Here is a 12,947-nt window from a genome sequence, read left to right on the forward strand (position 1 = left end):
CCCTGAAATTCGTTATACTTCCCGCCCCATTTTCAGAGAGAACGGTGAAATGAGAATTGCATTAGGTATTGAGTACGATGGCACTCATTACTTTGGTTGGCAGCGTCAGCGAGAAGTGAAAAGTGTTCAGCAATCGCTGGAAAAGGCGTTGAGTGTCGTCGCTAACCATCCGGTAGAGGTTCAGTGTGCGGGTCGGACTGATGCGGGCGTTCACGGCACTGGGCAAGTGGTTCATTTCGATACCACAGCAAGCCGTAAGATGGTGGCCTGGACGATGGGAGCGAATGCCAATTTACCCGGTGATATAGCTGTGCGCTGGGCGAAAGAAGTACCGGATGAATTTCATGCTCGTTTCGCGGCGACGGCCCGTCGTTACCGCTATATTATCTATAACCATGCACTGAGACCTGGGATTCTCTCTTCGGGAGTGAGTCATTATCACGGTGAACTGGACGTGGAAAAAATGCACCGTGCCGGACAGTTCTTGCTTGGCGAGAATGACTTCACGTCTTTCCGTGCTGTGCATTGCCAGTCACGCAGTCCATGGCGTAACATAATGCATCTGGATGTAACGCGGCAAGGTCATTACGTTATCATTGATATTAAAGCCAATGCGTTCGTTCACCATATGGTACGTAACATTACCGGCAGTCTGATTTGTGTCGGTCGTGGCGAGCAGGCGCCGGAGTGGATCAAGTGGCTGCTGGATGCTAAGGATCGTAAACTGGCGGGAGCCACCGCTAAAGCGGAAGGACTCTACCTGGTGGACGTCGATTATCCTGAAGAGTTCCAGTTACCCAGAGCGCCGATCGGACCGCTATTTTTACCCGATCAATTGAACTAATTGCTGGTAACTTGTTCAAATAGGAGTTGTTTAAAGTATTAGCAGTCGTCTTGTGAGGCGGTATTCAGGAAATAGGTACAACCAGTTTTTTGTCTACAGTTTGCGTTTTATATGCTTTAATCCTCCACGCGTAAATTCGAATATGTATCTTTCGCAATTAGGCGGGAGAGTAAAGAGAAAAGGTCTTCCATGAGTTGGCTTGAAAAGATTTTAGAAAAGAGCAACATTGTAAGTTCACGTAAAGCGTCCATCCCGGAAGGGGTTTGGACTAAATGTACCTCATGTGAACAGGTGCTTTACCACGCAGAGTTGGAACGCAACCTGGAAGTGTGCCCGAAATGTGGTCACCACATGCGGATGAAAGCACGTCGTCGTCTGGAAACATTCCTGGACGAAAACAACCGCGTGGAACTGGCGGGTGAGCTTGAGCCACAGGACAAGCTGAAGTTCAAAGACTCCAAGCGTTATAAAGATCGTATCTCCGCGGCACAAAAGAGCAGCGGTGAGAAAGACGCATTGGTGGTCATGCAAGGTGAACTGCTGGGCATGCCTGTTGTAGCGTGTGCGTTTGAGTTTTCTTTCATGGGCGGTTCCATGGGCTCTGTAGTGGGTGCGCGTTTTGTGCGTGCCGTAGAAGCTGCGATGGAAAACAACACGGCGCTGATTTGTTTCTCAGCCAGTGGCGGTGCTCGTATGCAAGAAGCTTTGATGTCACTGATGCAGATGGCGAAAACCAGTGCGGCGCTTGAGCGTCTGACGGAAAAAGGCCTGCCGTTTATCTCGGTCATGACTGATCCGACGATGGGTGGGGTATCTGCGAGTTTGGCGATGCTGGGTGACATCAACATCGGTGAGCCGAAAGCATTGATTGGTTTTGCTGGCCGTCGCGTTATCGAACAAACGGTACGTGAAGATCTGCCTCAGGGTTTCCAGCGCAGTGAGTTTCTGCTGGAGCACGGTGCGATCGATATGATCGTTGACCGTCGTGAAATGCGTCAGCGTGTAGGTGGTCTGGTTGCGAAACTGACGAACCAAAGCTCTCCACTGGTCGTTTCTGTGAACGATTCTCCAAATGAAGAGCCTTACACTGTACCAGAAGCAGACGAAAAAGGGTAAAGTAGACGCTAACGTACCGACCTGAATTTAAAGGTTATAAAGTTAGATGAGTCACAACCCTGTTCCACAAGCCACATCGCCATTGTCGGTGTGGCTTGATTATTTAACCCACATTCACACTTCTGCGATCGACCTCGGTTTAGACCGGGTTCAAGCCGTCGCTCAAACCGCTAACCTGACTAAACCTGCACCTACCGTGATCACTGTTGCCGGTACAAACGGCAAAGGTTCCACCTGTGCGCTGATGGAAGCCATCTTGCTCGATGCCGGGTATTCTGTTGGTGTGTACAGCTCTCCCCATCTGATTCGTTATAACGAGCGCGTGCGCGTGAACGGTGCCGATCTGCCTGACGAGCAGCATTGCCAGGCTTTTGCGTTTATCGAAGCACTACGTGGTGATATCAGCCTGAGTTTCTTTGAATTTGGCACGTTAGCCGCGTTGCGACTGTTTGAACAATACAAGGTGGATGTGGTTCTGCTAGAAGTCGGGCTAGGGGGACGTTTGGATGCCACCAATGTCGTCGAGCACGATGTGTCGGTGATCACCAGTTTGGCGGTTGACCATGTTGACTGGCTTGGGGATGACATCAACGTCATCGGTTACGAGAAAGCCGGCATTTTCCGCTCCGGCCGACCAGCTATCTGTGGTCAGCCCAAAGCCTCTGCGACGGTGGCAGCTCACGCCGATGATATCGGAGCAGAGCTTTTCCAGGTCGGTATTCAGTACGACTTCACCCTAGAATCAGACAGTACGTGGCGCTGGCACAGTGGCTGCTTTGAAATGACGGATCTGCCGGTCCCTGATCTACCGTTGCCAAATGCGGCGACAGCGTTGATGGCGCTGGGTAGTGCGGAGCTTGATATCAGTGATGTGAATATCGTCAACGGATTACGGAATGCAAGGCTGCCGGGGCGCATGCAGGTCATCAATGAACAACCACTTATCTTACTGGATGTGGCCCACAATCCGCACTCTGCCGAATACCTGGCTGAACAGGTTAATCGTCGTTTGGCAGAGAAAAGTATCCATGTGGTGGTGGCGATGCTGCACGATAAAGATATTCCGGCTACGCTCAATGCATTGGCACCAATCGCGGCGAAATGGTATCCGGCGTCTCTGAGCGGGCCACGTGCGGCAGCGGCCGAGGAGCTGTGTGCTCATTTGGCTGAATATCAGGGGAAATACGCCAACCCGGTCGCGGCATTTGAAGCCGCGTTGACACAGGCTGCGGACGACGAAGCAATAATTGTGGTCGGTTCATTCCACACTGTTGGTGAAGTACTAGAGCACTGGCAGCAGAAAGGAGAATAAATGGCTAGTAAGTTCCAAAGTCGCTTGGTGGGGACCATTGTTCTGGTCGCCATCGGCGTTATCGTGTTACCGGATGTTCTGGACGGCAAGAAAACCCACTATAAAGAAGACATTGCCAGCATTCCGATTAAGCCGGAATTGGACAGTGAAGCGGAAACCTTTGAGGTCCTGGATCCGGTTGAAGACAAGGTTGCGTTGCCCGAGTCACCTGTGGAAGTCGCACAGGAAGAGGCGCCGGTCGAATCACAGGAAACCCCATCCCAGCCGAAAACCGTTGTTGAGCAGCCACCAGTGCGAGAAACGGTCGAAGTGACCGCGCGCAACGTGCCGGAGCAGAATGAGTATGACGACAGTGCCTGGATCATTCAGCTCATGGCGTTGAAAAATGCTGAAAATGCAGAAGTGCTGGTTAAAGATCTGCAGAAACGCGGTTATCAGGCTCACACCCGACACGAAAACAATTTTACCCGGGTCATTATTGGTCCTGACGTGTCAAAAAGTAAACTGGAGCTTCAGATCATAGAGTTAGAAAAAATTACTGGCTCAAAAGGTCAATTGCTCAAATTTAAACCATTAAATCCATAAGAAAACGTTTGCGTCAGCATTTTTTCTGTTAAAATGCGCGCCAACTTAAGATGAAGAACTCATGAATTGGTTAGATATTGTCATTTTAAGTGTGATCGGCCTGTCGGCATTGATCAGTTTAGTCCGTGGCTTTGCCAAAGAAGCATTGTCGTTAGTTATCTGGTTTGGCGCTTTTTTTATCGCCAGTCAGTATTACCAGAAGCTCGCTGTTTATTTTACTAATATTCAGGATGAGATGTTTCGTAACGGCACCGCGATTGCAGCGTTGTTTATTGCAACATTGATTGTCGGAGCGATCGTCAATTACGTCATCGCTCATCTGGTACAGAAGACCGGTTTGTCGGGCACTGACCGTATTTTGGGCATCGTATTCGGTGCTCTGCGCGGCATACTGATTGTCTCGGCAGCGCTGTTTTTTATGGATGCGTTTACTGCATTCCCGGATTCACAGTGGTGGAAGGATTCGCAGTTGGTACCTGAGTTCAGCCGTATCATTGCGCCGTTCTTCGAGCACTTGCAAGCAACATCGAGTTTTTTATCTGGCGCTAAATAGCGCCAGCCATTGTCGCAAATCGAGGGTTAGGACATGTGTGGTATTGTTGGAATCGTGGGCACTTCGCCTGTAAACCAGTCTATCTATGACGCTTTAACGGTCTTACAGCATCGTGGCCAAGATGCCGCTGGTATTTGTACCATAGAAAGCAATCGTTTTCGTCTGCGAAAAGCAAACGGATTGGTGAAGGATGTGTTTGAAGCCAGACACATGCAACGCCTGCAGGGCGATGTAGGGATTGGTCATGTGCGCTACCCGACCGCAGGCAGCTCAAGCGCCTCAGAAGCTCAACCATTCTACGTCAACTCTCCTTTCGGCATCTCCCTCGCTCACAACGGTAACCTCACCAACGCCAATGAAGTTCGCGATAAACTGTTCGCCAAAGACCGCCGTCACATCAACACCACATCGGATTCTGAAGTGCTGCTTAATGTGCTGGCGCATGAGATTGACACCGTTAAAGGCAATGTGACCACAGATGATGTGTTCCGTGCTGTAACGAATGTCCATCGCACCATCCGCGGGGCGTACGCAGTGGCGGCCATGATCATTGGACACGGTTTGATTGCATTTCGTGATCCGAATGGCATTCGTCCACTGTGTTTGGGTAAACGTGTCGTGGGCGGACATACCGAATACATGGTGGCGTCAGAATCGGTGGCACTGGATGCGGTCGGTTTTGATTTTGTTCGTGATGTTGCCCCAGGTGAAGCGATCTATGCGACTTTCGACGGCGAGCTGCACACCAAGCAATGTGCTGACAACCCAGCATTGAACCCATGTATTTTTGAGTTTGTCTACTTTGCGCGCCCGGATTCGTTTATCGATAAAATTTCGGTTTACAGCGCCCGGGTTGAAATGGGTAAAAAGCTGGGTGAGCGGATTCGTGATGAGTACGCCCATCTGGACATCGATGTGGTGATCCCAATTCCGGAAACCTCGTGTGATATCGCGCTGCAAATCGCACAAGCGATCGATAAACCGTATCGTCAGGGCTTTGTGAAAAACCGTTATGTTGGACGCACGTTCATCATGCCAGGTCAGCAGCAGCGTAAGAAGTCGGTACGCCGTAAACTCAATGCCATTCGCTCGGAATTTAAGGACAAGAATGTGTTGTTGGTGGATGACTCGATTGTTCGCGGTACAACATCCGAGCAGATCATTGAAATGGCGCGTGATTCAGGGGCGAGAAAAGTCTTTATGGTGTCGGCGGCTCCGGAAATTCGTTTCCCCAACGTGTACGGTATCGATATGCCAAGCGCGAATGAGCTGATTGCTCATGGTCGTGACAACGACGCAATCTGCAAGCAGATTGGTGCTGATGAACTTATTTACCAGACACTTGATGATCTGATTGCGGCGGTTGGTTTGGGCAATACCGATATCACCAAATTTGAAACGTCAGTGTTCAATGGTGAATATGTCACCGGAGATATCGACCAGAAATACTTGGAGTTTCTTGAGTCATTGCGTAACGATGATGCCAAACTGCAACGTGAAATCCAGCAGGATCTGGCGAATCTTGAGCTGCATAACGAAGGCGCCTGAAGCGCGAACTGAGCAAGAAGAAAAGGCTTCCTGGTGGAAGCCTTTTTTGTGCCTTATTGGCGAACCTTGATACCTTGTGCGAGTAAAAACATAGCGGTGGCACTTAACACCACTGAAGGGCCGGCTGGCGTATCAAAATGCCAGGACAGGCTCAGGCCACCCAATACCGCGATGGCGCCGAGCAAAGAAGCCAGTGCCGCCATCTGTTCTGGTGTGCGGGCAAAACGTCGCGCCGTCGCGGCCGGAATGATCAACAACGAGGTCATGATCAGAGCACCAACGAATTTCATCCCTACGGCGATCACCATGCCAACCAGCAGCATTAACACCAGTCTCATCAGGTCAACATTATGGCCCTCTACCGCAGCCAGCTCCTCATTGACGGTGGTCGATAGTAAGGGACGCCAGAACAGCAATAAAACGACAGACACTGCAATCACACCAGCATAAATGAACATCAGATCTTGGGGTGAGACGGCCAGTAAATCACCGAACAGGTAACTCATCAGATCAACCCGAACGTTATCCAGGAAGCTGACCGCCACCAGACCAAACGACAGCGAACTGTGTGCGAGAATACCGAGAAGTGTGTCGGTGGCGACCAACTGCTGTTTTTGCAGCGTGACCAGTAAAACCGCCAGTGCCATACAACATACCAGCAGAGCCAGATAGAGATTAACATTGAGCAGGAAGCCGAGCGCTAACCCCATCAATGAGGCATGCGCCAGGGTATCGCCAAAGTAGGCCATCTTGCGCCAGACAACGAAAGATCCCAGAGGGCCTGCGATGAGTGCAATGCCAAGGCCGGCAAGAATCGACGGAAGCAGAAATTCAATCATGGTGATGATGCCCGTGAGAGTGGTGAGAACAGCTGTCGCCTTCGCCTGTAACGGGTTGACCAGCCAGATCGTGATGATGATGTTCGTGCTGGTGGTGGTACAACGCCAGCGCTTCCTGTCGTGCTTCGCCAAACAGGGCAATATAGTTCGGATGCCGGGTAATGGCTGCCGGTGTCCCCGAGCAACAAATATGGTGCTGCAGGCAGATCACATCATCGGTCTTGGCCATCACCAGGTGTAAATCGTGCGAAACCATAAACACGCTGCAGCCAAAGCGGTGGCGTATGGTATCGATCAGGTCATACAAATCGATTTGCCCTTGTACGTCCACACCTTGCGCAGGTTCATCCAATACCAACAGTTCAGGTCTTTGCAACAGCGCCCGGGCGAGCAGTACGCGTTGATTTTCTCCGCCGGACAAATGGTGCATGTCGCTGTCGATCAGGTGTTCGGCCCCGACTAATTTGAGCGCATCCAACTGCTCTTGTGAGCTGTAACGCCCGGCCAACTGCAAAAAGCGTCTAACGTTAAGCGGAAGTGAGTCATTCAGCTTCAGTTTCTGCGGCACATAGCCGATTTTTACGCCGCGTGATTTGATGATCTGACCGGTATAACTTTTCTGTAAGCCAAGCAATACTTTGACTAAAGTCGACTTACCCGCACCGTTGGGACCAATCAATGTGGTGATTTTGCCTTTTTCCAGCCTCAGGCTGACGTTGTCGAGGACTTTTCTCGGTCCAAATTCTACGCAGATATTGCGCAGTTCAATTAATGCGGACATGGATGGAACTCATTGCATTTTGGTAATGTTATAATGTAACATTTAATCTCATTTCAAGCCACAAGCAAATATCAATAAGTTATGACTCGTTTTACTCTGTTTTTGCTGTTAAGCATAGCGTCGGTCGGTGCCAAGGCAAGCACGATTCTGACCAGTATTAAACCCATTCAAATGATCACGACAGAACTGACCCAAGGTGTAAGCCAGCCGGATGTTTTACTTAGCTCTAATGCGTCTCCTCATGATTACGCGCTACGTCCTTCCGATGTGAAGCGGGTGCATAGCGCCGATCTCGTGATTTGGTTCGGGCATGAACTGGAGCCTTTTATGGAGAAAGTCGTCGCGGCCAAACCTGGTGCTCAGGTGCTGACACTTAGTCACCTGCCGGAGCTACAACTGAGGGAGTTCGGTGAACATCATCACGACGATGGTCATGATCATGGTACGCATGATCCGCATTTCTGGCTGGGTATCAAGCCTACACAGCAAATTGCGTCTGCAATCGTACAAAAACTGATCGAAATCGATCCGGAGCATCAGACTCAGTATCAAAGTAATCTGGCGGCGTTTAACCAGCAGCTAATGCAGTTGAATCACAAATTGGCTGCTCAGCTCAAGCCCGTGTCCAAAAGCGGCTATTATGTTTTTCATGATGCGTACGGTTACTTTGAGCAAGATTATGCGCTCAAGCAGCTGGGTTACTTCACTGTCAGCCCGGATCGTAAGCCCGGTGCGAAAACGTTAATCCAGATCCGGACCGCATTGGCGTCCGGGCAGGCACAGTGTGTATTTGCCGAACCTCAGTTTACACCGGCAGTGATCGAGTCGGTAACACGTGGCAGTGAGGTAAAAGTGGGAGAACTGGATCCTTTAGGGACACAGATTACCGTGCAGCCAGGCAGTTATTTTACCTTCTTGCGCAGTATTGCCGACAGTTTCAGCTCCTGTCTCACTCCTTAATTGAACTCAGGCCGCGTTTTGACGCGGCCTGTTTGTTGATCTTTGCGCCACTTGGCTGTGATCTCAGCTAGAAAACCAGCTATTCTCCGGTTTGCGACCTTTTAATGCCTTGTTATTGATATAAAATTAGATAATTAATATTACGAAATAACTTCCCCCGGCATTCATGCGGGGGATCGTCAGGCCATTAAGACTTTGCTGCAGGAAACCCACCACCGTGTTTAGGCTGATACTCTTGGTTCTGTCCGTAGTACTGAGCCATGGCGTGAGAGCGCAAGACACTTCGACGTCTGTTTTTTATCCGCTGCCAACTCATGCGGAGGGAAAAGGGATCGCGGCGAAACACTTGTTTCCGGGTCAGGAAGGGGGCTTGTGGATTCACGATGTGCACGGTCAGGTTCGTTTTTTTGACGGTGAACATTTGCTACCGCGCAGTGGGTCAGTGCTCGATTATCAAGCCAAGCAGTTAGTGTTTTCGGCGGGGGCATTCTGGACGTTTGCCGACAACGAAGTCTTCAAGACATTTCCCAATCAGGAACGCAAAGGCGTATTCAGCCTAACACCAGGTAATGTGATCAGAAAGATAGGTGCATCTGGTGGGTTTCTCTGGGTTAGCGATGACCGTCACTTCTACACCTATGACATGCAAAGCGAAGAGCTACGTAGTTATTCACTGATGCCGCTTTATCAGCATAACCAGTCGAGCCGCATTCAGATCAATGATGCCAGATTGGTGCGCAGCAAATGGGTTTTAGCGACCAATTCCGGCGTGTATCTTTCGGAGGAGGAGCAGTTTACGCATGTGGTCAGTTCAGGCAAGCAACACATCGAAACGATCTACTTTTCTGAGCAACGCAATCAGCTGTTAATTGGTACGTTGAAGGGGGCGGTGATCATCAACATTGATGATCCGCAGCAAGAAGAGCGCTGGATTGGTGATACGCATGTTCTGGCCATCACAGAGAGCGCCGATGAATACTGGATCGGCACCGAGAATGGCCTGTTTGTCTACTCGATAGCCCAACAGCAAACCCGAAAATATACTGGCGTCGGGCGAGATGAATACACGTTATCCGGTAACAAAGTGTATTCCTTGGTCAATGATCACACTGGTGGTATCTGGATAGGAACCAACCGTGGTGTGCATTACATTTCGTTGTTCGCCCGCAATTTTGAACGCTACGCCGACAGTTCTACCGGTAATGGCCGGGAGGGTGGCAGCTTGCAAGTGATCGTGCCACAGCGCGATAACGACGACTTCTGGCTGATCACCAACCTCGGTGTTTATCGCCTGATCAGCGACAAAGTGCCTCAGCGAATTCAGCTCTACAGCGGTCAGGTTAATGACTTGGTCGAGCTGGACTCACAACTCATTCTGGCCACCCCCCATGGTCTGGTTTGTATCAATAAACTCACAGGTCAGGTTCTCCAGAATGCGCTACCGCCAGCGCTCAAAGGCAAGGCCGTCCAACAACTGGAACTGGATGAACAGAAAACATTATGGGGAGTCAGTGACAATGACCTGTGGTCTTACGATGTGTCACGGCAACATCTTAAGGAGTATGGCCGGCAATGGCTGATCGAGGCGTATCTGCCCGCGCAGGTGACGGACTTGTTAGCGACGCTGACTCAGGGGATAGTGATTGGCACCGATCACGGGATCTATCGCCTTCGCAGGGGAAACATTCAATTTGTAAAGGACAGCGAACGCTACGGACAGGTCATCGATATTGAAACTGACTACCAGGACGGTGTGTGGGTTGCCGGGACCTATGGTGTGTTTCGCTTATCACCAGACACAGAAAGCCTGACGCCTGTGTCTCTGGTTGATCTGAATATCGGGCCGTGTTGTCTGGTCGCACAGGGGCCCTACATGTGGCTGACTTCGTCGGCGGGTTTATCACTCTATAACTCACAGCAGCAGTTGAAGAAGCACTTCAGTGCCCCCTTTGGTTTAATCATGAACGAGTTTGTTTCACGGCAATGTGCGTTAGATAATTCTTTGGCGCCAGCTTTGATTTTCGGCTCTAAATACGGCCTGATTCGGGCGCGTTCTTCACAGCTGTTGGACCAAGATATTCCGAGTGGCAAAGTGCTGTTTTCACGGGTCAGCATCGACAATCAAACCCTGGCCACCGGTGGTCGTCCGCCTCATCTTGTCCCAGTGAGATACGGTGATTCGGTGAGTTTTTTATTCGGAACCATGCCACAAAGCAACAGCCGACAGGTGGAGTACCAGATCAATCAAGAAGGTTGGCATGCACTGCAAGGGTCTCAGCTGACGCTAGACCATCTGATGCCCGGAACGTACACCATCACAGTGCGCAGCCGACTGCCGCATGATCGCGTGTCGGCGGAGAATGCATTGCAATTTATTGTCAATGAACCCTGGTATTTAACCTGGTGGGCCAAGCTGGCAGGGATGGTTGTCGTACTCTTGTTGCTGAGCACCCTGATTTGGTGGCGCTCCCGTTTGATGATGCGAGCCAATAAACATTTAAAAGCGCAGGTGGCGTTGAAAACAGATCAACTGCGTCATCAGAGTCGCATTCTGCTGACCAACAACCAACAACTGCGTAAACAGCTGCAGATTCGCAAAATGTTGCAGACGCAAAAAAACAAAGAGCTCGAAGCCAGGTTGGTGTCTGCCAGTGAAGCGCTGCTGCAGAGTGGGGAACCACAGGGGCTGAAAACGACGTTGCAGCGCCGGATACGCCAAGAGTTTGCGTGCTTGGATCAGACAGAAGGGCATCAAGGTGTTGTGGTTTTGTATCCGCTATTGGATACGGTACTGCAAGGCTGGCAGGAGGAGTTCGATAAAGCGGGGATCCAAGTAGAACTGCGTACAGAAAACGCAGCGGCCAGAACCAGTCAGATTCAAATCACCGAGGACAATCTGGACATGGTATTCAATACCTTATTTGCCAGTTTGTTGCGCCGTGGTTACCGCCATCAAACGGTGGTATTGAGTCTGGAGCAAACCGCCGTTGAAGTGCTACTGAGAGTGATCGACTACGGTCAGCGTCTACCCGATCTTCAGCGCCGTTATATTGGTGACGAAAAAGATCTCAATGTTCTCAATTTACCCAGTCTGGTGGATCGCAGCGGCGGCTGCTTGCATTGTTTTAGCTCGGAAGAGCGCAACTTTCTCGAATTCAGCTGGTCACTGGCCGTGGATCTCGAGTTCGCGCGCGATCAAATGCACAAATCCACCCAGTGTGAAACGGCCACTCGTTCCGGTCTCTGTCAGCAGGAGTGGCTGGATAATGTGACGTGTCTAATTGAACGCTACTTTCGTGACCCCGATTTCGGGACGACGGTGATTGCAAATTGTTTATACACATCAGAACGAAGTTTCCAGCGACGTTTCAAACAAGCCACGGGCAGAACGTTTAAAGAATACCTGACAGAATTCCGCCTGGAACACGCCTGCCGCCAATTACTGTCCGGTCACAAAGTCTCTGAGGTCGCGTTTGACTGTGGCTTCAATGACCCCTCATATTTCAGTCAACGTTTCAGAACGTACTTTGGTGTGTCTCCCACACAGTTCGTTGAAACGCACAGCGAACCCCTTTCATCCGACGATTAAATCAAGCCAGCCGATACTGGTTCGTTACTTTGTATGCGTTCAAGGATAACCGTATTTTCTGCAGATCGGCGTGCTGACTGTCGAGGTAAAACCGTGGCTAAAAGTGTGTCGGAGGAGCGAAAAGAGATGGTGGAGGAAAGAGAAGAAAAAAATGTCGTGGTATAGCCGGGGGGACTATACCACGGGTGCCAATGACACCTTCGCTTGCTGCCGGAGTGGCATGTTTGCACATACCACCTCTGGAATTTGTGTCTGAGAGGTCAGCGCCTCCCAACGAGATTTACTATATCGCCACCAACTTTTTTTACTTATAAAATTAACGACATCATTACATGAGAAATCCGACAAGATACTAAAGCAAATTAAAGTGCTGATTTTTATGGCTTTATTTTAATTCTCTGTTTTATTACATTTCGTTGAACTAGCCTTCTGTGATCTGTTTTAGGCGAGATTAACGTTTTTGACGGGCGCGATATTTACGCAAGTGACGGAGCAAATCCGGAAACTTTGATTTCACGCAATAACACTAAGGTTATCCACGTGTATTTTTGATAGCATGAATAAAAATATTTCTCATTACCACTTGAGCTAACCCATGAAATTGTCTGAATTAAAACAAGGTGAGAGTGCCACGATTGTGGCTCTGGACCAGTTGTCTGGCGAGATTCGCAAGAAACTCATGGTGATGGGCCTGTTGCCCAACACTGACGTTAAACTGGTGCGCCGTGCACCGATGGGTGACCCGTTGCAGGTTGAAGTGCGGGGTGTCTCTTTGGCTGTGCGTGAAAAAATAGCGAATGCGATTGAGGTGGAGAGCTGA

11 protein-coding genes are annotated in these 12,947 nt (G+C 50.1%); 9 read left to right on the top strand and 2 right to left on the bottom strand.

Annotated elements, in window-relative coordinates; translation table 11 throughout:
• Positions 1-49 precede the first annotated feature (49 nt).
• From truA to purF, 6 genes are all read left to right on the top strand, one after another.
• Positions 50-844, top strand: a complete 795-nt coding sequence (truA, locus tag VPR01S_RS03210; protein WP_021703863.1) for a tRNA pseudouridine(38-40) synthase TruA — start codon at positions 50-52, stop codon at positions 842-844.
• Between the two features lie 189 nt (positions 845-1,033).
• Positions 1,034-1,960: an acetyl-CoA carboxylase, carboxyltransferase subunit beta gene (gene accD / locus VPR01S_RS03215; RefSeq protein WP_021703864.1), complete on the top strand. Its 927-nt coding sequence runs from the start codon at positions 1,034-1,036 to the stop codon at positions 1,958-1,960.
• A 46-nt stretch (positions 1,961-2,006) separates the two neighbouring features.
• Positions 2,007-3,272, top strand: coding sequence for a bifunctional tetrahydrofolate synthase/dihydrofolate synthase (gene folC / locus VPR01S_RS03220; RefSeq protein WP_021703865.1), 1,266 nt, complete (start codon positions 2,007-2,009; stop codon positions 3,270-3,272).
• Complete coding sequence (locus VPR01S_RS03225; RefSeq protein WP_021703866.1) at positions 3,273-3,857, top strand: SPOR domain-containing protein; 585 nt, start codon at positions 3,273-3,275, stop codon at positions 3,855-3,857.
• A 61-nt stretch (positions 3,858-3,918) separates the two neighbouring features.
• Entirely contained in the window at positions 3,919-4,410 is a 492-nt protein-coding gene (locus VPR01S_RS03230; RefSeq protein WP_021703867.1) for a CvpA family protein, read from the top strand.
• Positions 4,411-4,443: 33 nt separating this feature from the next.
• Positions 4,444-5,958, top strand: a complete 1,515-nt coding sequence (purF, locus tag VPR01S_RS03235) for an amidophosphoribosyltransferase (protein WP_021703868.1) — start codon at positions 4,444-4,446, stop codon at positions 5,956-5,958.
• A gap of 53 nt (positions 5,959-6,011) precedes the next feature.
• Here the strand turns inward: purF and znuB are convergent, their stop codons facing one another.
• Both znuB and znuC read right to left on the bottom strand, forming a co-directional pair.
• A complete protein-coding gene (znuB, locus tag VPR01S_RS03240; protein WP_021703869.1) occupies positions 6,012-6,797 on the bottom strand; it encodes a zinc ABC transporter permease subunit ZnuB in 786 nt (261 codons plus the stop codon).
• Entirely contained in the window at positions 6,790-7,578 is a 789-nt protein-coding gene (gene znuC / locus VPR01S_RS03245; RefSeq protein WP_021703870.1) for a zinc ABC transporter ATP-binding protein ZnuC, read from the bottom strand. Before znuC ends, znuB begins: the two co-directional genes overlap by 8 nt.
• Before the next feature lie 81 nt (positions 7,579-7,659).
• Here znuC and znuA point away from each other — a divergent pair, with 81 nt between their 5' ends.
• The 3 genes from znuA (at position 7,660) to VPR01S_RS03260 (ending at position 12,947) form a co-directional block, all read left to right on the top strand.
• Positions 7,660-8,538, top strand: coding sequence for a zinc ABC transporter substrate-binding protein ZnuA (gene znuA / locus VPR01S_RS03250; protein ID WP_021703871.1), 879 nt, complete (start codon positions 7,660-7,662; stop codon positions 8,536-8,538).
• 217 nt (positions 8,539-8,755) lie between these two features.
• Positions 8,756-12,127, top strand: a complete 3,372-nt coding sequence (locus VPR01S_RS03255; RefSeq protein WP_162147556.1) for an AraC family transcriptional regulator — start codon at positions 8,756-8,758, stop codon at positions 12,125-12,127.
• 595 nt (positions 12,128-12,722) lie between these two features.
• Positions 12,723-12,947 carry a FeoA family protein gene (locus tag VPR01S_RS03260; RefSeq protein ID WP_021703873.1) on the top strand — a complete coding sequence of 75 codons (225 nt, stop codon included), beginning with the start codon at positions 12,723-12,725 and terminating at the stop codon, positions 12,945-12,947.

The sequence above is a fragment of the Vibrio proteolyticus NBRC 13287 genome (genome assembly GCF_000467125.1).
GTDB lineage: Bacteria > Pseudomonadota > Gammaproteobacteria > Enterobacterales > Vibrionaceae > Vibrio > Vibrio proteolyticus.

Coding starts and splice junctions, on each gene's coding strand:
- accD (WP_021703864.1), top strand. CDS start 1,034: ATGAGTTGGCTTGAAAAGATTTTAGAAAAGAGCAACATTGTAAGTTCA.
- znuC (WP_021703870.1), bottom strand. CDS start 7,578: ATGTCCGCATTAATTGAACTGCGCAATATCTGCGTAGAATTTGGACCG.
- VPR01S_RS03260 (WP_021703873.1), top strand. CDS start 12,723: ATGAAATTGTCTGAATTAAAACAAGGTGAGAGTGCCACGATTGTGGCT.
- znuB (WP_021703869.1), bottom strand. CDS start 6,797: ATGATTGAATTTCTGCTTCCGTCGATTCTTGCCGGCCTTGGCATTGCA.
- VPR01S_RS03230 (WP_021703867.1), top strand. CDS start 3,919: ATGAATTGGTTAGATATTGTCATTTTAAGTGTGATCGGCCTGTCGGCA.
- znuA (WP_021703871.1), top strand. CDS start 7,660: ATGACTCGTTTTACTCTGTTTTTGCTGTTAAGCATAGCGTCGGTCGGT.
- folC (WP_021703865.1), top strand. CDS start 2,007: ATGAGTCACAACCCTGTTCCACAAGCCACATCGCCATTGTCGGTGTGG.
- truA (WP_021703863.1), top strand. CDS start 50: ATGAGAATTGCATTAGGTATTGAGTACGATGGCACTCATTACTTTGGT.
- VPR01S_RS03225 (WP_021703866.1), top strand. CDS start 3,273: ATGGCTAGTAAGTTCCAAAGTCGCTTGGTGGGGACCATTGTTCTGGTC.
- purF (WP_021703868.1), top strand. CDS start 4,444: ATGTGTGGTATTGTTGGAATCGTGGGCACTTCGCCTGTAAACCAGTCT.